At 59.9% G+C, this 23,964-nt stretch carries 25 protein-coding genes and 1 pseudogene; 14 read left to right on the top strand and 12 right to left on the bottom strand.

Features of this window, described 5'->3' with window-relative positions:
• Positions 1-39 precede the first annotated feature (39 nt).
• Together nusB and ribH are read right to left on the bottom strand one after the other, a co-directional pair.
• A complete protein-coding gene (nusB, locus tag FHX14_RS17095) occupies positions 40-522 on the bottom strand; it encodes a transcription antitermination factor NusB (RefSeq protein WP_003587419.1) in 483 nt (160 codons plus the stop codon).
• 3 nt (positions 523-525) lie between these two features.
• Positions 526-981 (bottom strand): 6,7-dimethyl-8-ribityllumazine synthase, encoded by a 456-nt coding sequence (gene ribH / locus FHX14_RS17090; protein WP_003574043.1) that lies wholly within the window; start codon positions 979-981, stop codon positions 526-528.
• Between the two features lie 338 nt (positions 982-1,319).
• Between ribH and FHX14_RS17085 the strand changes: the two genes are divergently transcribed.
• From FHX14_RS17085 to FHX14_RS17075, 3 genes are all read left to right on the top strand, one after another.
• On the top strand, positions 1,320-1,679 hold the full coding sequence (locus FHX14_RS17085) for a hypothetical protein (protein ID WP_184377878.1): 360 nt from the start codon (positions 1,320-1,322) through the stop codon (positions 1,677-1,679).
• Between the two features lie 175 nt (positions 1,680-1,854).
• A complete protein-coding gene (locus tag FHX14_RS17080) occupies positions 1,855-2,373 on the top strand; it encodes a cupin domain-containing protein (RefSeq protein ID WP_184377877.1) in 519 nt (172 codons plus the stop codon).
• Positions 2,374-2,383: 10 nt separating this feature from the next.
• On the top strand, positions 2,384-2,899 hold the full coding sequence (locus FHX14_RS17075) for a GNAT family N-acetyltransferase (protein WP_184377876.1): 516 nt from the start codon (positions 2,384-2,386) through the stop codon (positions 2,897-2,899).
• 136 nt (positions 2,900-3,035) lie between these two features.
• Here FHX14_RS17075 and FHX14_RS17070 read toward each other — a convergent pair whose 3' ends face one another.
• Positions 3,036-4,151, bottom strand: a complete 1,116-nt coding sequence (locus tag FHX14_RS17070) for a DegT/DnrJ/EryC1/StrS family aminotransferase (protein ID WP_184377875.1) — start codon at positions 4,149-4,151, stop codon at positions 3,036-3,038.
• Between the two features lie 198 nt (positions 4,152-4,349).
• On the opposite strand from FHX14_RS17070, the pseudogene FHX14_RS17065 reads away from it, so the two are divergent.
• From FHX14_RS17065 to rfbA, 5 genes and pseudogenes are all read left to right on the top strand, one after another.
• Positions 4,350-6,361, top strand: a pseudogene (locus FHX14_RS17065) (glycosyltransferase family 1 protein).
• Positions 6,351-6,929: a dTDP-4-dehydrorhamnose 3,5-epimerase gene (gene rfbC / locus FHX14_RS17060; protein ID WP_012557276.1), complete on the top strand. Its 579-nt coding sequence runs from the start codon at positions 6,351-6,353 to the stop codon at positions 6,927-6,929. The pseudogene FHX14_RS17065 and the gene rfbC overlap by 11 nt, the downstream one beginning before the upstream one ends.
• A 6-nt stretch (positions 6,930-6,935) precedes the next feature.
• Positions 6,936-7,991, top strand: coding sequence for a dTDP-glucose 4,6-dehydratase (gene rfbB, locus FHX14_RS17055; RefSeq protein WP_184377873.1), 1,056 nt, complete (start codon positions 6,936-6,938; stop codon positions 7,989-7,991).
• A 2-nt stretch (positions 7,992-7,993) separates the two neighbouring features.
• Positions 7,994-8,881, top strand: coding sequence for a dTDP-4-dehydrorhamnose reductase (gene rfbD / locus FHX14_RS17050; RefSeq protein ID WP_003587432.1), 888 nt, complete (start codon positions 7,994-7,996; stop codon positions 8,879-8,881).
• A 10-nt stretch (positions 8,882-8,891) separates the two neighbouring features.
• Positions 8,892-9,761, top strand: coding sequence for a glucose-1-phosphate thymidylyltransferase RfbA (rfbA, locus tag FHX14_RS17045; RefSeq protein ID WP_003587433.1), 870 nt, complete (start codon positions 8,892-8,894; stop codon positions 9,759-9,761).
• A 38-nt stretch (positions 9,762-9,799) separates the two neighbouring features.
• Here the strand turns inward: rfbA and FHX14_RS17040 are convergent, their stop codons facing one another.
• From FHX14_RS17040 to FHX14_RS17015, 6 genes are all read right to left on the bottom strand, one after another.
• Entirely contained in the window at positions 9,800-10,411 is a 612-nt protein-coding gene (locus FHX14_RS17040) for a riboflavin synthase (RefSeq protein WP_003587434.1), read from the bottom strand.
• The gene (ribD, locus tag FHX14_RS17035) at positions 10,411-11,625 is read right to left on the bottom strand and encodes a bifunctional diaminohydroxyphosphoribosylaminopyrimidine deaminase/5-amino-6-(5-phosphoribosylamino)uracil reductase RibD (RefSeq protein WP_184377872.1); all 1,215 of its coding nucleotides are present in this window, start codon (positions 11,623-11,625) and stop codon (positions 10,411-10,413) included. The genes FHX14_RS17040 and ribD overlap by 1 nt, the downstream gene beginning before the upstream one ends.
• Before the next feature lie 3 nt (positions 11,626-11,628).
• Positions 11,629-12,105, bottom strand: a complete 477-nt coding sequence (nrdR, locus tag FHX14_RS17030) for a transcriptional regulator NrdR (protein ID WP_003547190.1) — start codon at positions 12,103-12,105, stop codon at positions 11,629-11,631.
• Positions 12,106-12,114: 9 nt separating this feature from the next.
• Entirely contained in the window at positions 12,115-13,413 is a 1,299-nt protein-coding gene (gene glyA, locus FHX14_RS17025) for a serine hydroxymethyltransferase (protein WP_003587436.1), read from the bottom strand.
• Positions 13,414-13,628: 215 nt separating this feature from the next.
• Positions 13,629-14,930 (bottom strand): L,D-transpeptidase family protein, encoded by a 1,302-nt coding sequence (locus FHX14_RS17020; protein ID WP_003587437.1) that lies wholly within the window; start codon positions 14,928-14,930, stop codon positions 13,629-13,631.
• A gap of 532 nt (positions 14,931-15,462) precedes the next feature.
• Positions 15,463-15,633, bottom strand: a complete 171-nt coding sequence (locus FHX14_RS17015; RefSeq protein ID WP_348649256.1) for a zincin-like metallopeptidase domain-containing protein — start codon at positions 15,631-15,633, stop codon at positions 15,463-15,465.
• A 421-nt stretch (positions 15,634-16,054) separates the two neighbouring features.
• On the opposite strand from FHX14_RS17015, the gene FHX14_RS17010 reads away from it, so the two are divergent.
• On the top strand, positions 16,055-16,714 hold the full coding sequence (locus FHX14_RS17010; RefSeq protein ID WP_184377871.1) for a hypothetical protein: 660 nt from the start codon (positions 16,055-16,057) through the stop codon (positions 16,712-16,714).
• A gap of 143 nt (positions 16,715-16,857) precedes the next feature.
• Here the strand turns inward: FHX14_RS17010 and FHX14_RS17005 are convergent, their stop codons facing one another.
• A complete protein-coding gene (locus tag FHX14_RS17005) occupies positions 16,858-17,595 on the bottom strand; it encodes a hypothetical protein (RefSeq protein ID WP_184377870.1) in 738 nt (245 codons plus the stop codon).
• A gap of 383 nt (positions 17,596-17,978) precedes the next feature.
• On the opposite strand from FHX14_RS17005, the gene FHX14_RS17000 reads away from it, so the two are divergent.
• Positions 17,979-18,926, top strand: coding sequence for a P-loop NTPase fold protein (locus FHX14_RS17000; RefSeq protein ID WP_184377869.1), 948 nt, complete (start codon positions 17,979-17,981; stop codon positions 18,924-18,926).
• 184 nt (positions 18,927-19,110) lie between these two features.
• Here FHX14_RS17000 and FHX14_RS16995 read toward each other — a convergent pair whose 3' ends face one another.
• Together FHX14_RS16995 and FHX14_RS16990 are read right to left on the bottom strand one after the other, a co-directional pair.
• Positions 19,111-19,626: a MarR family winged helix-turn-helix transcriptional regulator gene (locus FHX14_RS16995; protein ID WP_003574072.1), complete on the bottom strand. Its 516-nt coding sequence runs from the start codon at positions 19,624-19,626 to the stop codon at positions 19,111-19,113.
• A gap of 128 nt (positions 19,627-19,754) precedes the next feature.
• Positions 19,755-20,192: a DUF6163 family protein gene (locus tag FHX14_RS16990; RefSeq protein ID WP_003587442.1), complete on the bottom strand. Its 438-nt coding sequence runs from the start codon at positions 20,190-20,192 to the stop codon at positions 19,755-19,757.
• 220 nt (positions 20,193-20,412) lie between these two features.
• On the opposite strand from FHX14_RS16990, the gene hemB reads away from it, so the two are divergent.
• The 4 genes from hemB to FHX14_RS16970 all read left to right on the top strand — a co-directional run bounded on the left by hemB (position 20,413) and on the right by FHX14_RS16970 (position 23,928).
• On the top strand, positions 20,413-21,426 hold the full coding sequence (gene hemB / locus FHX14_RS16985; protein WP_184377868.1) for a porphobilinogen synthase: 1,014 nt from the start codon (positions 20,413-20,415) through the stop codon (positions 21,424-21,426).
• 180 nt (positions 21,427-21,606) lie between these two features.
• Positions 21,607-22,065, top strand: a complete 459-nt coding sequence (locus FHX14_RS16980) for an RDD family protein (protein WP_003574079.1) — start codon at positions 21,607-21,609, stop codon at positions 22,063-22,065.
• 204 nt (positions 22,066-22,269) lie between these two features.
• A complete protein-coding gene (locus FHX14_RS16975) occupies positions 22,270-23,046 on the top strand; it encodes an arginyltransferase (protein WP_003587444.1) in 777 nt (258 codons plus the stop codon).
• Positions 23,047-23,928, top strand: coding sequence for a DMT family transporter (locus FHX14_RS16970; protein ID WP_184377867.1), 882 nt, complete (start codon positions 23,047-23,049; stop codon positions 23,926-23,928).
• Positions 23,929-23,964 lie beyond the last annotated feature (36 nt).

Here is a 23,964-nt window from a genome sequence, read left to right as displayed (position 1 = left end):
CGAAGAAAGACTTAGGGAGATTGTTTGGCGGCTAAAGACTTACTTCTTCGTCTCGCCGCGAACCTGCTTTGCAATGCGGTCGAGCACCGCATTGACGAGCTTCGGCTCGTCGTCATCGAAGAATGCCTGGGCGATCTCGACATATTCGGTGACGATGACCGCCACCGGGACGTCCTTGCGGTCGGTGATCTCGAAGACGCCGGCGCGCAGGATGGCGCGCACGGTACTGTCGAGGCGCGACAAGGCCCAGTCATCCTGCAGGGCTGCGGCAATCAGCGGATCGAGACGGGTCTGATCGCGCACGACGCCTGAGACGATGGAACGGAACCAGCCGGCATCGGCCTTCAGATAGGTCGCGCCGTCGAGTTCTTGACCGAGACGGTGCGCCTCGTATTCGGCGACGATTTCCAGAACGCCGGTGCCGCCGACATCCATCTGATACAGTGCCTGAACGGCAGCAAGACGGGCAGCGCCCCGCTGGTTTGCAGTCTTGACCGGCCGTTCCGTCTTGTCGTCGTTCATTCGTTATGCACCCAGTTTCTGCTTCAGCTCGATCATCGTCAGAGCTGCGCGAGCGGCAAATCCGCCCTTGTCCTTGTCCGAGCGGCGCGCGCGCGCCCATGCCTGTTCATCGTTCTCGACGGTCAGAATGCCGTTGCCGATGGCAAGGGACTCGCTGACCGCAAGATCCATCAAAGCGCGCGAGGATTCGTTCGACACGATATCGAAGTGATAGGTCTCGCCGCGGATGACCATGCCGAGCGCGACATAGCCATCATAATGCGTTCCGCCATTGTCGTCTCCATCGAGCGACATGGCAATCGCCGCCGGAATTTCCAGTGCGCCGGGAACGGTGACGACCTCGAAGGTGGCGCCGGCCTGTTCCAACGCGAAGGTCGCGCCTTCGAGCAGGGCGTCGGCCATGTCGTCGTAGAAGCGGGCCTCAACGATCAAAATATGGGGAGCGGTCTCTCTCGGCATGGTTCACCTTCGTTTTGTGGGGCGTTTTCCACTCGGCAGCCCGCGGTCAAAACATGCCTTCACCAGAATGGCAAGCACTTTCGCCCGATGCCGCAACGCCGAAGAAGAAATATCCGCAAGGGGATAGCCGCGCCTGCACTGCTCGGCACGCCTCTCGAAGCGGTTTTCCCGCATGCCTGGAAAACGGCAATTCGAAGGCGAATTTCATGAACAATTCTTAATGCGTTTTCAGTGGCTTAGCCTATTGAATCGCTAGGAGGAGAGCGCCAATTCCATGTCGTGACAGACGATCCCCTGCAACGACAGTCGACCGTCAAAGCAGATGAAAGGATACAATCATGAACCGCGTTGTCACCATCAGCATCGCTGCCGCCCTCTCCTCCCTCGCATTTGCCGGCGTCAGCCGGGCCGAAAGCCTGGGAATGAACACCGCTCAGGGCATCGAGCAGACACTCCGGACCTTCCACGGCAATGATTTCAACGTCGAGCAGGTCCATAACTGGCGCAACCTCGACGACGAGAACACCGGGCCGCGCTCGGCACCGGAACGTTCCGGCCAGGCCGTTCACGCCATCCAGGCCTCGATCGATGCCAACAGGTCGCTTGCCCATCGGCTCAACAACGAGGGCGTCGACGTCCGCAACATCGCTAATGCCGAACAGGCAGCCGACGGAAGCCTGACCTTCTACGTCCGCTGACGCTTCAGCGCATCGCGGCCCTTCGGTGCGCGGCGCTCAAAGCATGGGCGGCGGTCTCCTCTCCGCCCATGCGTTTCTCTGCCATGCCTTTTCTCTGCCATGACGGGGAATTTCCAGAAAACCATTGAATTTTTCCAGGCAATGATGGCTTCTCTTCCTGCAACAGGAGGACATCATGGCTAGGGAATCGAAGGCGGTGATCAATATCGCCGATCTCAAGCTCGAACACTGGAAACAGGGCGCGCTCTATGAAAGCGTCGACACGTCGTTCGGCACGCTTCTCGGCCTGACCGGCCTCGGCATCAGCTACAACGAGGTGCCGCCGGGCAAATCGGGCTGCCCCTTCCACAACCACCATGTCGAAGACGAGCTATTCTACGTGATTTCGGGCACCGGCGAATACCGCTTCGGCGACGAGCGCCATGCGATCAAGGCAGGCGACGCGCTAGGCGCACCAGCCGGCGGCCCGGAAACGGCGCACCAGATCATCAATACCGGCACGGCTCCGCTCGTCTATCTCGGCATTTCGACAATGGCGAAGACCGAGATCGTCGAATATCCGGATTCCGGAAAGTTTCTCGCCAAGACAAACAGGGCCAAAACAAACGAGGAAGGTTCCGAACCTCTGCGCTTCCGCCATATCGGCAGGCCGGAAAGCGATCTCGACTATTGGGACGGCGAACCCGGCGCTTGAAGGATCCGATATGACAGATATTCCAACCCTCGAAACCGAGCGGCTGACGCTCCGCCCGCATCGCCTCGACGATTTCGAGGCGCATGCGGCACTCTGGGCGGACGAACATGTCGTTCGCTTCATCAGCGGCATCCCCTCGACACGCGAGCAGAGCTGGAGCCGCCTGCTGCGGATTGCCGGCATGTGGCATCATATGGGCTTCGGCTTTCTGGCGATCGAGGAAAAGGCGAGCGGCCGGTTCATCGGCGAAGCCGGCTTCATGGAATCCCGCCGCGAGATGGAACCCTCGATCGAGGGGACGATGGAACTCGGCTGGGCGCTGATGCCTTCGGTACACGGCCGCGGTTATGCCACCGAGGCGCTGATCGCGCTGATCGGCTGGGGACAAGCGCATTTCCCCGGAAAACCGATGAGCTGCATCATCAGCCCGGAGAACCAGGCCTCGTTGAGGGTCGCAGCCAAACTCGGTTTTCGCGAGACCACGCGCACCCAGTATAACGGCGAGATCATTCAGTTTTCGCGCTAGGGAATTCCGCCAAGGGCAGCGCGGCGCACCATGCTGACAAATGACGCGACCAGGTGTTTAGTCCCTGCCTATTGGCGGACGATCTCCCAGCGCAGATACTTTAGATCTGCGGTGCGAAATGACAGTCGGAATACTGTTATTTGTAAGCCGACTCGATCAGAGCGCAGACCTTGTCGACGATCTCCAGCTCCATGTCCGGGTAGATGGGAAGGCAGAGCACTTGTAGTGCGGCTTCGGTTGCGACTGGCAGATTCGAGGGCTGCGAGGAAGGCAGGCTGCGGTACATCGAGAAGCTTGAAATGAGCGGATAGAAATAGCGGCGCGGATGAATGCTATTTTCCTTCAGCAACTCATAGAGCCCATCGCGTGAAATGGGATATTCAGGGCGTATGAGGATCGGGAAGTAAGAGAAGTTGGAGACGGTCTCGCCGGAACGGCTCAAGCAATCTATGCCCGCAACGCCGCGAAGCCGCTCGCGGTATGCACGGTCGATGAACTCACGCCTTTCGAGTGCGAACTTAATGTATTTCAGCTGCAACAGGCCGAGCGCCGCGTTGAATTCGCTCATCTTGCCGTTCGTGCCTGGCGCCACCACGGTCACTTCATCGACGTAACCGAAGTTCTTCAGCTGGTCGATGCGGGTCTTCGTCTTGATATCAGGGCAGATGATGGCTCCGCCTTCGAATGTGTTGAAAACTTTCGTCGCATGGAAGCTCAGGATGGAAAGGTCGCCGTGATTGAGAACGCTTCCCCGTTCGTCTTCCACGCCGAAGGCATGGGCGGCATCATAGATGACCTTGAGATTGTAGAGATCGGCGATCTTCTGGATCGCATCGACGTCACACGGGTGGCCGTAGCAATGCACTGGCATGATCGCCGTCGTCTGCTGCGTGATCGCCGCCTCGATCTTCGCTGGATCGAGATTGAGTGTCACCGGGTCGATATCGACGAAGACGGGCTTTAAGCCGTTCCAGAGAAGCGAATGTGACGTGGCCACGAAGGAATAAGGCGTGGTGATGACTTCGCCCGTGACGCGGAGCGCCTGAAGCGCCGTCAGCAGCGCAACGGTGGCGTTTGAAAAGAGGCTGATGTGCTTCACGCCGAGATGATTGCAGAGTTCCTGTTCCAGTTGCTCGTGGAATGGCCCGCCATTGGTCAGGATGCGATTGTTCCAGATCGCTTCCAGCGAAGGAATGAATTCTTCAAGCGGCGGCAGGCTGGGCTTCGTTACATAGATCTTTTCGTTTTTCATGACGCCGTCCAGAGTTGGGCCCTATCACGGAATTGGGCCTGCTACGAACATCACGGCGTAAGCTGTTGCCAGGCTGACCAGCGAAATTCCTGCCAACAGTGTGGCGCAAGCTTCACGTCCAATAGTCGACACACAGACCAGACTGAATGCCGTACCCGTGAATCACGAAGACGACGGCCATGTGCGAAGGACAACACCTTGACGATCAATCAGCCCATTCCTTCTTTGCCGGCGGGCCTTCCTGATCTGGCACTTCTCGCGGAGAAGGCTGCAGGCACGGGATCGGTCATTATCTATCAGCCTTATCTCGATGCTTCGCAGCGCAGCCAGCTCGATGCGGCTGCCATGCCGCTCGACATCTCGTTCAATACGCAGGCGACGACCCGCGAATATGAACTCTTCCTCACCCTGCATCAGCATCACGAGGCGATCGGCCTCGGCGATGACGTGTTTTGGGGGCTGCTCTCCAGCAAATTCGAGATGAAGTCGGTGACGAGCTTTCCGTCCTTTGTGACCGAGGCGGAAAAGGCCAGGGCTGAAGGAGCGGACGCCTATCTTTACAATCCGCTGATCGGCCATGCGGCGATCTACAGCAACGTCTGGGAACATTCGCTGCTGGGCGGCCACCCCGGCATGGAGCCGATCTTTCTTCATATCCAGGAGCTCGGCTATCCGATCGCGCCGCCGCAGGACAAGATTGCCTTCATGTTCTGCAACTATTTCTGCGGCAACCGGAAATTCTGGTCCGGCTATTTCGCCTTTTGCGAACGCATTCTCGAATCGCTGGAAAACCAGGCGCGCGTCGGCACGGCGGCGGGTGCTGCCTATGTCGGTACGGCTCATTATTCACGCGATGCCAACGCAAAGATGCGCCCCTTTGTGATCGAGCGCCTGCTCGGACTTTATGTCCAGCAGGCTATCGCCTCCGGACTGAAGATCGCCGCCTTCGTCCCGACCGTTGCCGATTTCGAATGGAAGTTCGGTGTCCGTCTCGGCCGGATGCTGCATGGCCTCCTCGCCGCCAAGGAAGCGTTTCTGCAGAGCCGTGACGAGGCGCTCCTGACCACGTGGCAGCAAGGCCGCCAACCCCTCGTCAAGCAGCCGCATCTGATCTGGGGGGCTGATGATCCGCCCGGCTGGATGCCGCGCGGCCAATTTATCGGCGGCCGCGAATTGATGCGCGCCTATGCCCAGCAGACGTCAGGCGCTTCTCCGGTACCGCAGCAGCCGGTCCGGACGGAAAGGCCTACTGTACCGGCCGCGCCAAAAATCGAGCAGCCGCTCAGCAATTCATTGCAGCCCTTTGCCGGCGGATGGCAGGCACACAAGGACCGTCATTGTATCTGGATCGTGACGCCCGAAAACTACAATCACAGCCACGCCTTCGACGAAGTCGCGCTCGGCCTGCAGGGCGCCTTCGAGGAACTCGGCGGCTCGGCGCCGATCGTTCGCGACATGAACGCATTCGCCGGCCGGGCGCCGATCATCTATGGCGGCAATCTTCTCGCCGCCGAAATCGTCAGTCATCTGCCGAAGGACAGCGTCGTCATCAATCTCGAGCAGGTGTCCGAAGAAAGCAGCTGGATCAATTCGCGCTACACCTCGGTCCTGAAGTCGCTTCCGGTTCTCGACTACAGCCCGCGCAACCGGGAAAATCTCGCCGCCAAGGGCATCGATCATGCCGGCGTACTCGAAATCGGCTATAGCCGCTGCCTCAGCCAGATAAGCCACGCCGCCGTCAAGGATATCGACGTGCTCTTCTACGGCTCGATGAACGAACGCCGCCACCATATCCTGAAGACGCTGAAAGACGGTGGGCTCAAGGTCGCACACCTCTTCAACATCTATGGCGCGGAACGCGATGCGGCGATTGCCCGCTCCAAGATCGTGATCAATATCCATCATTATGCGAGCGGCGTCTTCGAGATCGTGCGTATTTCCTATCTGCTGGCCAATCGCGTCTGCGTGCTGACGGAAGGCAACATCCGCGATCCGGACCTCCAGTCCTTCATCGGCGGCTTGGCAATCGAGCCCTATGACGACATGATCGGGCGCTGCTACAAGCTGATCGCAGATGCCGACGAGCGCGATGCCATTGCAGCGACAGGCCTTGCGGCCATGCAGAGCCGCTCGCAGGCGGACATGCTGATGAGCGTCATGAAGGCGAGCGCCTGATGAAGGCCGCAGAAAAGGTACGTCATGCGCATTGAGACCGCGGCCATCGAGGGCATCGTTGCAATCACGCCGCCACGCTTCGGCGATCACCGCGGCTACTTCTCCGAGGTGTTCAAGGATGCCTGGTTCCGGGAAAACGTGGCCGACGTCACGTTCGTCCAGGACAACGAATCGCTTTCGGCGCAGGCCGGAACCGTCCGAGGGCTGCATTTCCAGATCCCGCCCTTCGCACAGGGCAAGTTGGTGCGCTGCCTTGCCGGCCGGATCATGGATGTCGTCGTCGATATCCGCGTGGGATCGCCGAGCTTCGGCAAATGGCTCTCTCAGGAGCTCTCGCCGGAAACCGGCAAGCAGCTCTGGATACCGGCGGGTTTCGCACATGGATTCGTAACGATCGAGCCGAACAGCGTCATCAGTTACAAGGTTACCGCGCCCTACAGCCCGCAGCATGATCGGGGGATTGCGTGGAACGATCCGATGATCGGCATTCGCTGGCCCTTTGATGAGAGAGACATGGTATCCTCCGACAAGGACAAGACGCTGCCGCGGCTTGCCGATTTGCCAGGTCATTTTTCTTTTTCAACACAGCAACCCCAGGATTGATCGACGATGCGCATACTGGTCACGGGCGGAGCGGGCTTCATCGGATCGGCATTGGTGCGCCATCTCGTCAGCGAGATCGGCGCCGAGGTGCTGAATGTCGACACGCTGACCTACGCCGGAAATCTGGCATCGCTGAAATCCGTCGAATCGGCGCCGAACTATCAATTCCTGCGCGCCGACATCTGCGACCGCACCGGAATGCAGGAAGCATTCGCGTCCTTCCGCCCCGACATCGTCATCCATCTCGCGGCCGAGAGCCATGTAGACCGCTCGATTTCGGGGGCGGCCGATTTCATTCAGACCAACATCGTCGGCACATTCAGCCTGCTGGATGCCGCACGACTTTACTGGGATGGGCTTGACGCTCCGCGCAAGAGCGCCTTCCGTTTTCTGCATGTCTCGACGGACGAGGTCTACGGCTCGCTCGGCGATGAGGGCCTCTTCGAGGAGACGACGCCTTACGATCCGTCCTCGCCCTACTCCGCCTCCAAGGCCGCGAGCGACCACCTGGCGATCGCCTGGCACCGCACCTACGGCCTGCCCGTCGTCGTCTCCAACTGCTCCAACAACTACGGACCGTTTCATTTCCCGGAAAAGCTCATTCCGCTGATGATCCTGAACGCATTGGAGGGCAAGCCTCTTCCGGTTTACGGCAATGGCGTGAATGTCCGCGACTGGCTCTATGTCGAAGACCACGCCCGCGCGCTCTTCACGATCGCATCCAGAGGGCGTCCCGGCGAAAAATACAATGTAGGCGGCCGCAATGAGCGCAGGAACATCGATGTCGTTCATCGCATCTGCGCTATTCTCGACGGCGTCCACAGTGACAAGGCACCGCATGCGCGTCTGATCACCAACGTCACGGATCGCCCCGGACACGACGCACGTTATGCAATCGATGCCTCGAAACTCGAAAGCGAACTCGGCTGGAAGGCGCAGGAGACCTTCGAAACCGGCATCGAGAAGACCGTGCACTGGTACTTGGAAAACGAATGGTGGTGGAGGCCGCTGCGCGAGAACATCTACTCCGGCGAACGCCTCGGCGTTTTCAAGGGACGATAGGGATGCGCATTGCCGTCACCGGCAAACAGGGCCAGGTCGTCCAGTCGCTGCTCCGACGTGGCGCCGAAACGGGCGTCGACATCAGCGCGGTCGGGCGCCCGGAAATGGACCTCGCGAATCCCGAAAGCATTGCGGCCGCCCTCTCGGCTCTGCGGCCGGATGTGATCGTCTCGGCCGCCGCCTATACGGCAGTCGACAAGGCCGAGAGCGAAGCCGAGCTTGCTTTTTCCGTCAACGCCGCAGGCGCCGGGGCAGTTGCCGAGGCTGCCGCGCTAATCGGGGCCCCGGTCATCCACATTTCGACCGACTACGTCTTCAGCGGCGACAAGGCCTCCGCCTATTCCGAAGAGGACGCGACTGCGCCGATCTCCGTCTACGGGCGTTCGAAGCTCGCGGGCGAGGAGGCCGTCGCGGCGGCGAACCCGAACCATGTCATCCTGCGAACCGCCTGGGTCTATTCGCCCTTTGGCACCAATTTCCTGAAAACGATGCTGCGGCTTTCCGAGACCCGCGATCATCTTCGCGTTGTCGCCGATCAGACGGGATGCCCGACCTCGGCACTCGATATCGCCGACGCGATTCTTGCGATCGCAGCCCGTGTCGTCGCGGACCCTGCGCCATCGCTCCGCGGTACCTTTCACCTGACCGGCAGTGGCGAAGCAAGCTGGGCCGATTTCGCCGAAGCGATCTTCGCTGAGCTTTCCAAATCCGGCGGTAGAAACGTCGGCGTCGAACGCATCCCGACTGCGGACTATCCGACACCGGCAAAGCGTCCCGCCAATTCACGGCTCAACGGCGACAAGCTCGCCAGAACATATGGACTCCGGCTCCCGGAGTGGAAGCAGTCCATGACGATTGTCATGCAAGACCTTTTGAACAAGGGTCTTTAAGGAGATGGGCATGAAGGGCATTATTCTCGCCGGCGGCACGGGCACACGTCTGCATCCGATCACCCAGGCGGTCTCGAAACAGTTGATGCCGGTCTACGACAAGCCGATGATCTATTATCCGCTGACGACGCTCATGCTCGCCGGCATCAGGGAGTTGCTGATCATCACCACGCCTCACGACGTCGAAGCCTTCAAGCGCCTTCTCGGCGACGGATCGCAATGGGGAATTTCGCTGACCTATGCGGTACAGCCGAGCCCGGACGGCCTTGCCCAGGCCTTCATCATCGGCGCCGACTTCGTGCACGGCGACAGCTCCGCCCTCGTCCTCGGCGACAACATCTTCTACGGGCACGGACTGCCGGAAATCATGAAATCCGGCACGAGCCGGCGGGAAGGCGCAACGGTGTTCGCCTATCACGTCACCGATCCGGAACGCTATGGCGTTGTCGGCTTTGACAAAAAGATGAATGCGCTGTCGATCGAGGAGAAACCGAAGCAGCCAAAATCGAACTGGGCGGTGACCGGCCTCTATTTCTACGACCAGCAGGTGGTCGATATCGCCGCCAACCTGAAGCCGTCACCGCGCGGCGAATTGGAAATCACCGATGTCAACCGCACCTATCTTGAGCGCGGCCAGCTTTTCGTGGAGCTGATGGGCCGGGGTTATGCCTGGCTCGACACCGGCACACCAGACAGCCTGCACGATGCCGCAGGTTTCGTCAGCACGCTGGAGAAACGCCAGGGCTTCAAGATCGCCTGCCCCGAAGAAGTCGCCTGGCGCATGGGTTACATCTCGCAGGACGACCTCGCCAAGCTCGCGGAGAAGCTCGGCAAGAGCGCCTATGGCCAGTACCTGACGAAGCTCTCCCCGGATTGGTGAGCGACTTGTGACCTTGGAAACCGCTACAGGTTTTCGATTCAGGCGCTCGGGAATTCCGCCAGCCGGGCGGCGTAACGCGCCATGGTGTCGACTTCGAAATTGACGAAATCGCCGGCCTTGCGTTCGCCCCAGGTGGTGACCTCGAGCGTGTGGCGGATGAGCAGGACGTCGAAATCGGTGCCGTCGACCGCATTGACGGTCAGCGAGGTGCCGTCGAGGGCGATCGAGCCCTTGGGGGCGACGAATTTCGCCAGATGCTCGGGCGCGCGCAGCCGGTAACGGGTGGCGTCGCCCTCCGATGTCACCGAGAGGATTTCCGCCTTGCCGTCGACATGGCCGGAAACGATGTGACCGCCGAGTTCATCGCCTATTTTCAGTGACCGTTCGAGATTGATGCGGCTGCCTTCCCGCCAGGTGCCGATCGTCGTCAGCCGCAGCGCCTCTTCCCAGGCCTCGACCTCGAACCAGCGGCCGTTGCTGCCTTCATCAGGCAGACCCGTCACGGTCAGGCAGATGCCGGAATGCGAGATCGAGGCGCCCATGTCGATCGTTGCGGGATCGTAGGCGGTGGCGACCCGCAGCCGGATGCCTTCCTTCAGCGGGGAAACGGATTCGACCGTGCCGACATCGGTGACTATTCCGGTAAACATCAAAGCCCTCTTTCGTATTCGTCCAGGCGATCTTCGCCCAACATCTGCGTGCCCGTCTGGGCAAAACCCGGTGGTATGTCGGTTGCATCAAGCGGCGATTCAATACCGCCCTCGCCGATGACCACAGGCGCCTGGTAAAGCTGAATGCGGTCGACGAGGCCAGCCTCGAGAAAAAGCCGGGCGGTCTTGGCGCCGCCCTCGACCAGAAGCGAGGAAATACCGCGTGTTGCCAAGGCCGGCAGCAGGATTTCCGGATGATAGGGATTGCAGTAGACGATCTCGACACCGGCGGCTTCGAGAGCGGTGCGGCGGGAGTCCAGGTCCATAGCAGCGGCGGGGAGTGTGGCGCCCCCCTCTGTCCTGCCGGACATCTCCCCCACAAGGGGGGAGATTGGCTGGGGGTTAGCTCCCAGGGCAGAGGGGGATAACCCTTCCTCTGACCCTGATGGCGAAATCTCTTCACTCGCCACCACGATCACCGGGACATCGCGCGCCGTCTGAACCAGCTTGCTCGTCAGCGGCAGGGCCAGCGAGGGATCGAGCACGATGCGGATGGGGGACTGAGCCTCAAGGCCTGGTGTCCGAACCGTCAGCAGCGGATCATCTGATATTGCGGTGCCGATGCCGACAAGGATCGCGTCGGTTTCGGCGCGCAGCGCCTGAACCTCGGCGCGGGCCTCCGGACCGGTTATCGCCACCTGCCCCGCGCCCTCGCGGCCAATCATGCCGTCGGCGGAAACGGCAAGTTTGAGAGTCACATAAGGCCGGTTCTTCGTCTGGCGGGTGAGATAGCCGGCAAGCGAACGCCGTCCATCCGCCTCCAGCACGCCGGCATCCACCTCGATACCGGCTTCCCGCAGCATGGCGATACCACGGCCGGAGACGCGTGGATCGGGATCGGTGACGCTGATGACGACACGGGCAACGCCATAGGCGATCAGCGCCTCGGAGCAGGGCGGCGTCTTGCCGTGATGCGAGCATGGCTCAAGCGTCACATAGGCGGTGGCGCCGCGGGCAAGTTCGCCTGCCTCGGCGAGCGCCTGCGGCTCGGCATGCGGGCGGCCGCCGACGGCGGTGACAGCCTGGCCGACGACGACGCCGTCCCTGACGATCAGGCAGCCGACGGAAGGGTTGGTGGCGGTGCGGCCGAGATGCCGGCGCGACAGGCGGATCGCCGCCGCCATGAAACTCTCATCATGCGGCGTGACGCTCATGGCTCACCTGTCCAGCGGGTCGCGGGCGATCTTGGCGTTGATTTCGGAAATGACCTTTTCGAAATCCTCGGCAAGCGAGAAATCCCGATAGACGGATGCGTAGCGCACGAAGCCGACATCGTCGAGGCTCTTCATCGCTTCGAGCACCTGCAGGCCGATCTGCTCGGAGGAGATCTCTGTCTCGCCGGAGCTTTCGAGCCGGCGGACGATGCCGGACACGGCGCGCTCGATGCGGTCACGCTCGACAGGGCGTTTGCGCAGCGCCACTTCGAAGGAGCGCACCAGCTTGTCGCGATCGAAGGGAACCTTGCGGCCGGTCTTCTTGATGACCATCAGCTCGCGCAGCTGCACGCGCTCGAAGGTAGTGAAGCGGCCGCCGCAATCCGGACAGATACGCCGCCGGCGGATGGACGTATTGTCCTCCGCCGGACGCGAATCTTTAACCTGTGTATCTTCCGAACCGCAATAGGGGCAGCGCATCGCTACTCCTTATCCCATGTAGTCATACATTGGGAAGCGGTCTGTGAGGTTGACCACCTTGCCACGTACGGCGGCTTCGACGGCGGCGTTGCCTTCATCGGAATTGGCAGCCTTCAGGCCGTCGAGAACCTCGACGATCAGATTGCCGATTTCGCGGAATTCGGCTTCCTTGAAGCCGCGGGTCGTGCCGGCCGGCGCGCCGAGACGCACACCGGAGGTGACGAAGGGCTTTTCCGGGTCGAAGGGAATGCCGTTCTTGTTGCAGGTGACGTAGGCGCGGCCAAGAGCTGCCTCGGCGCGCTTGCCGGTGGCGTTCTTCTTGCGCAGGTCGACCAGCATCAGATGGTTGTCGGTGCCGCCGGAGACGACATCGAGACCACCAGCGATCAGCGTTTCGGCCAGCGCCTTGGCGTTCTTGACGACCTGGGCGGCGTAATCCTTGAACTCAGGCTGCAGCGCCTCGCCGAAAGCGACGGCCTTGGCGGCGATGATGTGCATCAGCGGGCCACCCTGCAGGCCGGGGAAAACGGCCGAATTGAACTTCTTCGCCAGATCCTCTTCATTGGTGAGGATGACGCCGCCGCGCGGGCCGCGCAGCGACTTGTGGGTCGTCGTCGTGGCGACATGGCAATGCGGGAACGGCGACGGATGCTGGCCACCGGCGACGAGGCCGGCGATGTGGGCCATGTCGACCATCAGATAGGCGCCGACCGAATCGGCGATCTCGCGGAAGCGCTTCCAGTCCCAGATGCGGGAATAGGCGGTGCCGCCGGCGATGATCAGCTTCGGCTTGGTTTCCTTGGCTTTGCGCTCGACCTCATCCATGTCGAGCAGGTTGTCGCCTTCGCGCACGCCGTAGGAGACGACGTTGAACCACTTGCCGGACATGTTGACCGGCGAGCCGTGCGTGAGGTGGCCGCCCGAATTCAGGTCGAGACCCATGAAGGTATCGCCCGGCTGCAGCAGCGCCAGGAACACGGCCTGGTTCATCTGCGAGCCCGAATTCGGCTGGACGTTGGCGAAATTGACGCCGAACAGCTTCTTGGCGCGCTCGATCGCCAGTTCCTCGGCGATATCGACGAACTGGCAGCCGCCGTAATAACGCTTGCCGGGATAACCCTCGGCATATTTGTTGGTCATGATGGAGCCCTGAGCTTCCAGCACGGCGCGGGAGACGATGTTCTCGGAAGCGATCAGTTCGATCTCGTGCCGTTGGCGACCGAGTTCCTTTCCGATCGCGCCGAAAATCTCGGGATCGACGTCCGCAAGCGAGCGATTGAAGAAAGACTCGGTGGAAGCATTGGTCATGGCGGGCTCCTCAACTGGAATGCGCTGAGGTATTAGCCTTCCGCCGTGGCAAGGGCAATACGGAGAACGACATTTGCTGAGCAAAGCGCGCGCTCCTATCATTTTGCGACAGCGCAGCGCTAACGACCGGCCATCACGTCACCGAGTGCCCTCCCCGGCATAAAAAAACCGCGCCGGGAAGGCGCGGTTTGAAGATGCGATGCAGAGGCCGCCGTTTATTGGGCCGGCTGTTCCATGCCGGCCGTGGTATCGAGCGCCAGCTCGGCATTGCCGTCCATCTGATAGATGTCGTCGCGGAACTGGACGATGCCGTCGGGCATGCCCCAGGCGGAAATGTAGACGAAATAGACCGGAACTTCCGTGGCGAGTTTGACCGGCGTGTTGACGCCGGTTGCGATCACCTGCTCCATCTGCTGGCGGTTCCAGCCGGGGGTCTCGCGCAAGAGCCAGTTCGACAAGTCGCGCACGTTCTGGACGCGGACGCAGCCAGAGGATTCGAAGCGCATCAGCTTGTTGAACAGGCCCTGCTGCGGCGTGTCGTGCATGTACTCGCCGTTCTTGTTGTAGAAATTGATCTTCGTCGAGGCCATAGCGTTGGTCTTGCCGGGGTCCTGGCGGAACATCAGGTTCGGCGCCTCGCCGTTCCAGTCGATGGTCTCGGGGGCGACTTCGTTGCCCTTGCCGTCGATCAGGCGGATGGCATTCTTTTCGAGATAGGTCGGATCCTTGCGCATCAGCGGCATGATGTCCTTCTCGACGATCGAGCGTGGCGAGGTCCAGTAGGGGTTGAGGATGACCTCGTAGATCTTCGAATTGACGAGATGTGTCGGACGGCTGAGACGGCCGACAACCGCGGTGTGGCGCGTCGCGACAGTGCCATCCTCGACAGCCTCGACATAGGCAGCCGGGATGTTGACCATCACGTGGCGGCGGCCGAGGTCCTCGGGGAACGTCTGCAGGCGAATAATATTGGTGTTCAGCTGCTGCAGACGGACATCGGCGGGGATGTTCATCGCCTTCAGCGTGAATTCGCCGAGCACACCATCGGACGGCAGGCCGTGGCGGGCCTGGAAACGCTTGACGGCGCCGTCGACATAGGAGTCGAACGCGCTCGACATGCCGGCCTCGCGCGGCAGGTCGCCGGTGATCGCCAGGCGCTGGCGCAGCGCCTGAACGGCGGGATGGCTGACGCCGAGCTGCAGCTTCTGGTCACCGGGATTGACCTCCGGCCAGCCGCCGGCAGCCGCGATCTGCTGATACTGCATGACCGCCTGCTGGGCGCTGGCGAGCGATTGGGGACCAAGAATCGGCGTGTTGGAAACGACGGCGCTTGCCGTGCGCGAAGCCGCCTTGGCGTCAAACTGGTCGTCCCAGTTGCCGCGGCGCGGCGCATTGATCAGCGTATCGATCGCCGATTGCGCGAAGGCCGGCGCAGCAATCGCGCTTACGCCAACCGTTGCCGCGGACGCAAGGAAAGCGCGGCGCGAGAGAGCTTCATTTCCGTTTTTCTTCGACATAGTCCCAACCACTGAATGCGGCGATAAAGAGAAGCCGCGGCTCTTTGCGATAACACTGCGCTTTAACGCAGATCTCTGTGCATTTGTTGTCCCGGCAGATCAAAACTTTCCGCTTGCCCCATCACAAGATTGCGATGCGACAGCCTGACCATTTTGATCGGTCCATTGAAAGCGCCGGTTGTTAAGCCTTCCGCTGCCACACCAATATGGCCAATTCGTGTTGCCAGGCCGGAAGACGGACTATCCGGCTACCGGAAACACGACACAACGAACCATATGACGGGCTAAACCGTGCCGGTTAATAACGGCTAAAAAACGGCTTGGATACGGGAGATAATGCTTGCCCGCCTTGCGTTGCAAAGATGCCACGCAGTGCCAGCGGCAAGACCGGACGCGCAGGGACACGTCCGGTTTTCTGCAACCCTGAAGGAGGTCGAGGGTCTTAGAGGCGATACATGATCGAGTCGTTCCCCAACTCATTGAGCACTGTAAACGCTGCATAATCTGGAATCTCAGGCACGCAATTGGCACGCTATCGTCCCTGTGAGATTGGCAACGCATCAGTGGAATAACAGCGCGCAGCTTGGAGAGTGGCTCGCGGACGAAAGGCGCCAACGGAACAGAGGAAGGCAGAACCGGTTTCGGCGCAAAGCTCCTCTTTAGCGTAAGCGGTATCCCCGAACTTCTTCTGCCGGTCGACCACAGGGCGGCACTTAGAGGTCACAAGAGCCGCCTACCATCGGCATAGATGGCGTGTATGATGTCGCCCCAATTCGGCGCCAGATCATTCAGCGTTAGACGGGGTGTCCTACGGCGTTGGCATCGGGGGATTCACTCATCCACGATGAAGCAAGACGTCACGCTTGGCAATCTAGTCTTACCACATGGTATGCCACATACGGTATGAATGCGGGATAGAAAACTCTAGACTCCGTAGCCCCGATCACCGTGAATCAACCGTTCGTTAACTCTCTTGCATGCTGGCATAACTAGTTTATTTTTCCTACGCCGACCAACGAGCCCACGCCCACGGACCTACCTTGTGGATAACCTCATTTCGGTTTATTGTATACTTTAACTTCTCTCGATGATATGTCATTGAGAATTCGAAGGAGCCGTTAAAGATGTCCGAGATGCAAGCACTGGAAAAACGCAGGAAGGTCGTTGCCGACCAGATCGTGCGCCTCCGCGAGGAGCTGGCATCGCTTGAGGCGGAACTGATGGAACTCGATGTTGCGGGATCTGTCCTGGCGCGCGTCACCGGCGCGAAGTACGACCGCAAGGATGTGAGCCGCGACTACTTATCCAGTAGCTACCGCATACAGACGAAAATCCGCGCCTTGCATCATAATCGTTTCGACACCTGCTGCTTGGCTTGCGACGACAAGGTCAAGCACCTCGCGGTTTATCCTCCTCCGCCAGCGGGCTTCTACGGTGGCAATGCGGGCTGGGATATTCTCGCAAAGAAGCAGCTCTCTCTCCCCGAAAAAATCACGGTCGCGATGAAGTATGCGCATTCGCAGGCCATCGATGCCCTCGCTCCGAAGGAGATTGAGAATTACATCCTCGTCCTATTTGGCGACGTGCCGGAAAAGCAGAACGTGAACAGCGTTGCTTGGCGCATGGCGAAATCGGGCACCCTCTGCAAGGCGGACGATGCGCCGAAGTATTGGCTGCCTGCAAACGAAAAGACCGCTGACACTGCCCCCGCTAAAGGTCAGTCAGCGGCCTTTGTGTCCACTCGTGCGAAAGGGCGTCAAGCCGTTCCGGGGGGTGGTACATGAGAAGAGCATAGCTACATCACCATGCCTAGTCGGCCTCGCTGCGAAGCGGGGTCGATTTTCTATATTTAAGGTAGCCCGGGCGTCACGTCAAAGGCGGGTAACGACTTTCCGTTAGCATCCCACATTGACAACAGCCTCGGCGGTCAGATCATCTCGTAGCTAATGAATCGCAGGGCCGCATCGATTTTTGCGCGCGGTCGTGCCGGTACAAGATATCCGCCACCGCCACTCTCTGCGAAAACCGCCGCCCAAAATGCGACCACCAGCGTCGGTTTCCCGTAGTGCCGGATATCCCTCAGCATTCGCTCATACTGGACGGTCGGGATCATCAGGCCGACGTAGATGGTGTCTTTGTACGCTGGGGTGTGGCCGTAATGAGTGACATATCCGCGCTTGCCATCATCGCTGGGCCGGATGTCCACGACCGCCGTTTCGAAGTCGGTTTCAAACAACTCATGGCCCCGATACGCGCCGCCGTCGTGGTTCGATACCTTGTTAGTTATTCTGACGACATCCGAATTCTGAAGCCGTGCCTTACCCCTCAGAATGTAGGGTTCGTCCTTACTGGCAATTAGGCTGGCGGGCTCGGTGATCGTCAGTTCAGAATCAGCCTCGAAGCCTTCGACGTAACCGGTCACGGTGTATTCTGTCAGTTCTACCGAGAGACATTTCCAAGAACGCTCGAACACGAACGTGCGGTCGTTTTCGTCATCCCTATATTCGATCCGGTCTTCGGTAACCGTTGAGTATCTTCCACCCACCGCTTTCTCCTCACTCGCAAGGCCAAGCCGCATTGCAGGCCAGAGCGCGCGTGGAGCGTTGACGTCTCCTTTTTCCGGATGGGTCTCGATCCTCGCACCCAATGCGGATGGCGCGTGCATAATTCGCTTTCTCGGGCAGGCAAAACTGTCCGACAGCGGTATGGCGATATGTCGCCAGCACTTCCTTGTCTTTCACATTCGTGTCGAGCGGGACGCTACACCTGATTCGGCTGCTGAAAAAGATCTAGGGCGCTGCCCTCACGCGCTCCTAGCCCCTTCCGCCCAGCTTCCTACGTGCAGCCGGTTCCCCGCGAAGGAGCTTTCCGCTTACCACCCGCTGTTCGCCACGAGGCAGGATTGCATGGGAGCAATCCGCCTTTCATTTGATTAAAGGGGCTGTTGCGTCTTTGCCGCTACTTTTCTTCACGGGATAGCGATGGCGCACCCCTCGAATTCTGGCAACAACTTCTGTTAGCAATGTCCAGCATCATCTGGAGTCACCCATGTCTGTTCAGAATGTCCGCAATGCCATTGAGCGTTTTCTTCGGGATGAGAAGCCGCAGGTACTTTGTATTCGTGGAGCATGGGGAACCGGGAAGACATACACATGGGACGATGTACTGGGACATCTGGCGCACCACTCCACCAAGTCCCTCGCGTTCGAGAATTATGCCAGGGTTTCACTGTTCGGGCTGAACTCCATACAAGAGATCAAGCGGGAGATTTTTCAGGCCAGCAAACCCGCGTCGAAGATCGGCAAGGAGTTTGACCCGAAAGACCTCAAAGACCTTTACAGCACAGGCAAATCATCCAACCTCCTGTTCAAGGCCCTGAGCGTCTGGTCGGAAAACGCTATGGATGCGGCCATTGAGGCCGCAAACCTTTTGGCACGTAACCAGCTTATCTGCATCGATGACCTTGAGCGGAAGGGCGCTGATCTGCGGAGCGTGGACGTCCTCGGGTACATTTCCCATCTCCGCGATGTGCGGAATTGCAGCGTCGCCCTTCTTCTCAACGACGAAGAGCTTGAGGATAAGGATGAGTTCGAATCCTACCTTGAGAAGGTTGTCGATCTGTATGTCCGCTTCGAGCCTACCTGTCAGGAAATCGCCGATATCGCAGTGCCGGAACGCGAGCGGGACGAGGTCAGCAACCTCGTGAGGACGAACGCGGTCAAACTTGGAATCACCAACGTCCGCGTCATTCAGAAGATCTTACGGCTAGTCCGGGACCTTGTGCCCATGATTTCCCAGTATTCGTTTCAGGTGACGAAGAGTGCCGCCGCGACAATCACGCTTATGGGCTGGAGCTACCTCCAACCGGAGCAGGCCCAGCACGCTAGATCAAGCGCCACCCGGCGATGTCGTGGCGCCGATCATCCCGAGAATCGTCAGAAGACTGCGGAGGGGTTGGCGCAAGCCGCGCTCTACGATGCATGGGCGTGCAAGTGATACGGCGAAGACGTCCACGGAGGGAAATCCGTGAGACGCCCTTTTCGCCGTTGGAGGCCGGCTTTCGTGTGACGCGCAAGTGGCGCGCAAACCTGCGCCACCTTATACCATCTGGTGCCCTTTTACGCATTTGCGCGCCAGATAGAGCGTTCTAATATCAAAGCAGATACAGTTCTCTAAGGCGTTACAGGCGATACATGATCGAGTCGTTCCAGAAGCGGTCGAGGCGCTGGAGCAGCTTGTTCATCTGGGTGAACTCGTCGGTGCCGATACCGCCGACCTTGTCGATCGAGGTGATGTGGCGTTCGTAGAGCTTGGCGACCGTTTCGGCGATATCCTGGCCGGTTTCGGTCAGGCTGATGCGGACGGAACGGCGGTCGATGCGCGAGCGCTGGTGGTTGATGAAACCGAGGTCGACCAGCTTCTTGACGTTGTAGGAAACGTTGGAGCCGAGATAGTAGCCCCGCGAGCGCAGCTCGCCGGCGGTCAGTTCGGAATTGCCGATGTTGAAAAGGAGCAGCGCCTGGATGGCGTTGACGTCGCTGCGACCTTGACGGTCGAACTCGTCCTTGATGACGTCGAGAAGACGGCGGTGAAGACGTTCAACAAGATGAAGGGATTCCATGTAAAGATCACGGATGCCCTGATCCTGCTGGTCACGGAAGTTCGATACCGCCTGCGGCTTGATTTTCGTGTTCATATTGACTGCCTCACTGTTTGGTTGGCGGTGTGTTTTCTTCCCGCCTTGAGTGAGACCCTATCGAATACATATAAAATTCGACTTAAACCGCAGGCTTAACGGAGCCTTACTGGAAACCCCACGTTGTCTCAGGGTAAATCAACACTTACCTGGCGGCGGTGCCGGCGCTTTTCCAGCCAGAGCAGCAGACGGAAAATCAGGTAGACGACGGCGACCATCACGTGCAGCAGGATGATCAGTTTGTTGGGCCCGAAAATATTGGGCAGCAGGCCGTACATCAGGATTTGCCCGCCGGCGGCCAGCACCCAGATGACCGGCCCCCAGGAGACGGTGAGCCAAAGGCCGAGGGAGGCGACGGGAAAGAGCACGGCGAGACTGGTGCTCGCCACCTTCCACGGCAGGCTCAAAAGATCGAAGCGGCCGGCGCCGACCAACGAATAGCCGACGAGCATCGCCCAATATTGCAGGCCGAACCAGAAGCAGGAAACGGCGACCAGTCTCAGGAAAAGAATGAAGAGTATATCCGCCAGCGTGCGTTTCGGTATCGTCGGAGAATCGGTTTCCATAGCGCAGACATCGGTTCGGGGTTGCATCTTCATACGAGCGCAGCACGTCTGGCGACGCGCTGAAGATGCTCTATCACATCGCGCTCAGACGTAACGCCGAAAATCGATTTCGGGTTATACGCCTCAGGTTTTTCCGCCGCGGCCAATCGTCCGGTTTGGATTTTTCGGGGGTCATGATAATGAGCGCTCCGATAAATGGAATGGGCCAGGGGCAGATATCATGCAGGATAGGACGCATCTCGTCGACGACATCACCGGCCATCGCCGCATGCGGCGCAACCGCAAGGCGGATTGGACACGCCGGCTGGTGCAGGAGAACCGGCTGACGGTCGACGACCTGATCTGGCCGATCTTCATCGTGCCCGGCTCCGGCATCGTCGATCCGATCCCGGCTATGCCGGGCGTCAACCGCATGAGCATCGACAAGGCGGTCGAAGCGGCACGCGAAGCGGCCGGCCTCGGCATTCCGGCGCTCGCGACCTTTCCGAATATCGAAATGGAGCTGCGCGACGAGACCGGCTCGAACAGCCTCGAAGCCAACAATCTGATCAATCAGGCGACGGCGGCGATCAAGAAGGCGGTGCCCAATATCGGCGTCATCACCGACGTCGCGCTCGATCCCTTCACCAGCCATGGCCATGACGGCATTTTGAGAGGCAGCGAAATCGTCAACGACGAGACGGTCGATCAGGTGGCGCGCGCCGCCGTGATGCAGGCGGATGCCGGCGCCGACATCATTGCGCCGTCGGAGATGATGGACGGGCGCATCGGCGCAATCCGCATGGCGCTCGATGCCGCCGGCCACCAGAGCGTCGGCATCATGAGCTATGCAACGAAATTCGCTTCCGCCTTCTATGGCCCCTATCGCGAGGCGATCTCGACGGGCGGGCTGCTGAAGGGCGACAAGAAGACCTATTATATCGACCCGGCCAACGGCACCGAGGCGATCCGCGATGCGGCCCTCGACGTCGAGGAAGGTGCTGATATGCTGATGGTCAAGCCCGGCCTGCCCTATCTCGACATCTGCTGGCGGATGAAGGAGGCCTTCGGCCTGCCGACCTTCGCCTACCAGGTTTCCGGCGAATATTCGCAGATCAAGGCAGCGGCGATGAACGGCTGGATCGACGGCGAACGGGCGATGCTCGAAACGCTGCTGTCGTTTAAGCGGGCGGGATGCGACGGCATCCTCACCTATTTCGCGGTCGAGGTGGCGAAAATTCTCAGCAAACGGTGATTGCGAGCATGATGCCGAAAAGTGTATGCGGTTTTCGGGTGACATCATGCTCTATTTCTTCGATTTGGATGCGGATGTTTCAGGCCGATCCGGCCTGAAACATCCGCATCCAGGAAGAAATATTGTATTTCCCACTGCCGATACCATATCTGCGGCATCGCTTTTCCGCAGGAGATTGAGATGAGCTACAACCCCAATCCGCTTTATGCCGCACCGGAGGACTGGCGCGCCTATAGCGGCGTGTTGAGCCGCCGTGTCTTCGCCTTCATCCTCGACTATCTGATCGTGCTGCTGCTCTGCATCCCCGCGGGCATCGTGCTGTTCTTCCTGTCGATCGTCACGCTCGGGCTCGGCTTCCTGCTCTACCCTGCCCTCTTCGTCATCGTCGCCGGCATCTATTTCGGCCTGACTGTGGGCGGGCGGAGCCAGGCCTCGCTCGGCATGCGCGCGATGGGCATCGCCATCGTGCGCGTCGACGGTCGGCCGATGGATTTCCTGACGGCGATCGTGCATCTGGCGCTGTTCTGGATCCTCAACTCGGTGCTGACGCCGCTGATCCTGCTTGCCGGCCTGTTTACGGAGCGCAGCCGTCTCATCCACGACCTGCTGGTCGGGACCGCGACGGTTCGCACCGCCTGAGCGTTGGCTCAAGGCCACGGCTAAACCATTCAGCGGAGACGAAATAAAGTCTCCGCTTTCTCTTTGCCAGGCGCGCCACCGCCCCATATCTAAAATTAGAAGACCGATATGAAGGGCAAGAACCGCCCCGCTGTTGACGTTTTTTATTCTTAGGTCATGCTGTCAAGAAACGGCACGGTCTCGACAAGGAAATTTCCGCGACAGATGAATACGCAGACAACGCCATCCCCGCAGTTTTATCTGACGGCTCCGGCTGCGTGTCCGTATCTGCCGCATGAGATGGAGCGTAAGGTTTTTACCCATCTGGTCGGCCCGCGCGCCGCCGAGATGAACGACATCCTGACCCAGGGCGGTTTCCGCCGCTCCCAGAACATCGCCTACCGCCCGGCCTGCGAATCCTGTCGCGCCTGCGTTTCGGTGCGTATTCTCGCCCAGGAATTCGAGCCGACGAAATCGATGAAGCGGGTGCTTGCCGCCAATTCCGACGTCATCGCCACCGAATTCACGGCCCAGCCTTCCAGCGAGCAATATTCGCTTTTCCGCCGCTATCTCGATTTTCGCCACCAGCAGGGCGGCATGTCCGACATGACCGTGCTCGACTATGCGATCATGGTTGAGGACACCCATGTGAACACGCGAATCGTCGAGTACCGGCGGCGTGAAGAAGGTTCCGGACTGGAGCAGCGCCCGAAGGGCGAGCTGCTTGCCGCCGCGCTGACCGACACGATGAGCGACGGGCTGTCGATGGTCTATTCCTACTTCAATCCCGATCTTGAGCGGCGGTCACTCGGCACCTTCATGATTCTCGACCATGTCAGGCGCACGAAAGCGCTGGGCCTGCCGCACGTCTATCTCGGCTATTGGGTTCAAGGGTCGCGAAAAATGGACTATAAGACACGCTTCCAGCCGCAGGAACACCTGACACCGCGCGGCTGGGAACGTTTCGATCCCTCATCCATGCCCGAAAGCCCCCACGACTGAATGTCCACCGCTCGCTCCGATCATCGGAAGGGCCTGCTGCTGACGGCGATCGGCGGGCTGGCGCTTTCCATGGACATCCCCCTCGTCCGCCTTGGCGGCGGCGACATCTGGTCGATCCTGGGGACGCGAAGTGCAGCCACGGTTCTCGCCACGCTCGTCATCCTTGGAGCAATGCGCATTGCCTCGGGTAAATGGCCGGTGCTCGTTCCGGGGCGAGCCGGCCTGCTTGCCGGTCTGCTCTACGGCCTCTCGTCCCTCACTTTCGTGCTGGCCGTCTTTAACACGACCACAGCCAATGTCGTCTTCATCGTCGCCTTCAACCCGATGTTCGGGGCGCTTCTCTCCTGGGCTTTCCTCAAGGAGAGACCGCAGGCCGCAACACTGATCGCCATGCTGTTCATGATCCTCGGCGTCGGGCTGATCGTGCGCGAAGGGCTTTCCAGCGGCCATTTTTTCGGCGATGCCATGGCGCTTCTCAGCGCGTTTATTCTTGCCGCGGCCATCACAATCGGGCGTGCCTCACGCCGGGAAATGGGCTTCGTGCCGCTGCTTGCCGCCATTCTGCCGGCCGTACTCGGACTCTCGCAAGCTCTGCCATCAGGGCTTTCCATCGCCAATCCCAGCTGGATCCTCGTCAACGGCGCCATCGTCATGCCGGTCGCCTTCTGGTGCCTGGCGACTGGGCCGCGTTATCTCTCCGCCCCCGAGGTCGGCATGTTCTATCTGCTCGAAACCGTGCTCGCCCCAATCTGGGTCTGGCTGATCTTTTCGGAAACGCCGGCGACGATGACACTCGTCGGCGGCGGCATCCTAGTGGCGGCGATCGCCGGGCATTGCTTCTGGATGGTGCGGGGCAGAAGCATCAGGCCATTGGCGGAATAGGCGTTGTCGCCTGCCCATCCCTCATGTTATAACGCC

This window comes from Rhizobium sp. BK619 (assembly GCF_014195245.1).
In the GTDB taxonomy this organism is placed as follows: Bacteria; Pseudomonadota; Alphaproteobacteria; order Rhizobiales; family Rhizobiaceae; genus Rhizobium; species Rhizobium acidisoli.
Note: the sequence above shows the minus strand (reverse complement) of the source record. Positions and strands in the feature narration are given on the sequence as shown.

Excerpts from the sequence above, each read along its gene's own strand:
- nusB (WP_003587419.1), bottom strand. The coding sequence starts at position 522 with ATGAACGACGACAAGACGGAACGGCCGGTCAAGACTGCAAACCAGCGG.
- ribH (WP_003574043.1), bottom strand. The coding sequence starts at position 981 with ATGCCGAGAGAGACCGCTCCCCATATTTTGATCGTTGAGGCCCGCTTC.
- FHX14_RS17085 (WP_184377878.1), top strand. The coding sequence starts at position 1,320 with ATGAACCGCGTTGTCACCATCAGCATCGCTGCCGCCCTCTCCTCCCTC.
- FHX14_RS17080 (WP_184377877.1), top strand. The coding sequence starts at position 1,855 with ATGGCTAGGGAATCGAAGGCGGTGATCAATATCGCCGATCTCAAGCTC.
- FHX14_RS17075 (WP_184377876.1), top strand. The coding sequence starts at position 2,384 with ATGACAGATATTCCAACCCTCGAAACCGAGCGGCTGACGCTCCGCCCG.
- FHX14_RS17070 (WP_184377875.1), bottom strand. The coding sequence starts at position 4,151 with ATGAAAAACGAAAAGATCTATGTAACGAAGCCCAGCCTGCCGCCGCTT.
- rfbC (WP_012557276.1), top strand. The coding sequence starts at position 6,351 with ATGCGCATTGAGACCGCGGCCATCGAGGGCATCGTTGCAATCACGCCG.
- rfbB (WP_184377873.1), top strand. The coding sequence starts at position 6,936 with ATGCGCATACTGGTCACGGGCGGAGCGGGCTTCATCGGATCGGCATTG.
- rfbD (WP_003587432.1), top strand. The coding sequence starts at position 7,994 with ATGCGCATTGCCGTCACCGGCAAACAGGGCCAGGTCGTCCAGTCGCTG.
- rfbA (WP_003587433.1), top strand. The coding sequence starts at position 8,892 with ATGAAGGGCATTATTCTCGCCGGCGGCACGGGCACACGTCTGCATCCG.
- FHX14_RS17040 (WP_003587434.1), bottom strand. The coding sequence starts at position 10,411 with ATGTTTACCGGAATAGTCACCGATGTCGGCACGGTCGAATCCGTTTCC.
- ribD (WP_184377872.1), bottom strand. The coding sequence starts at position 11,625 with ATGAGCGTCACGCCGCATGATGAGAGTTTCATGGCGGCGGCGATCCGC.
- nrdR (WP_003547190.1), bottom strand. The coding sequence starts at position 12,105 with ATGCGCTGCCCCTATTGCGGTTCGGAAGATACACAGGTTAAAGATTCG.
- glyA (WP_003587436.1), bottom strand. The coding sequence starts at position 13,413 with ATGACCAATGCTTCCACCGAGTCTTTCTTCAATCGCTCGCTTGCGGAC.
- FHX14_RS17020 (WP_003587437.1), bottom strand. The coding sequence starts at position 14,930 with ATGTCGAAGAAAAACGGAAATGAAGCTCTCTCGCGCCGCGCTTTCCTT.
- FHX14_RS17010 (WP_184377871.1), top strand. The coding sequence starts at position 16,055 with ATGTCCGAGATGCAAGCACTGGAAAAACGCAGGAAGGTCGTTGCCGAC.
- FHX14_RS17005 (WP_184377870.1), bottom strand. The coding sequence starts at position 17,595 with ATGCACGCGCCATCCGCATTGGGTGCGAGGATCGAGACCCATCCGGAA.
- FHX14_RS17000 (WP_184377869.1), top strand. The coding sequence starts at position 17,979 with ATGTCTGTTCAGAATGTCCGCAATGCCATTGAGCGTTTTCTTCGGGAT.
- FHX14_RS16995 (WP_003574072.1), bottom strand. The coding sequence starts at position 19,626 with ATGAACACGAAAATCAAGCCGCAGGCGGTATCGAACTTCCGTGACCAG.
- FHX14_RS16990 (WP_003587442.1), bottom strand. The coding sequence starts at position 20,192 with ATGGAAACCGATTCTCCGACGATACCGAAACGCACGCTGGCGGATATA.
- hemB (WP_184377868.1), top strand. The coding sequence starts at position 20,413 with ATGCAGGATAGGACGCATCTCGTCGACGACATCACCGGCCATCGCCGC.
- FHX14_RS16980 (WP_003574079.1), top strand. The coding sequence starts at position 21,607 with ATGAGCTACAACCCCAATCCGCTTTATGCCGCACCGGAGGACTGGCGC.
- FHX14_RS16975 (WP_003587444.1), top strand. The coding sequence starts at position 22,270 with ATGAATACGCAGACAACGCCATCCCCGCAGTTTTATCTGACGGCTCCG.
- FHX14_RS16970 (WP_184377867.1), top strand. The coding sequence starts at position 23,047 with ATGTCCACCGCTCGCTCCGATCATCGGAAGGGCCTGCTGCTGACGGCG.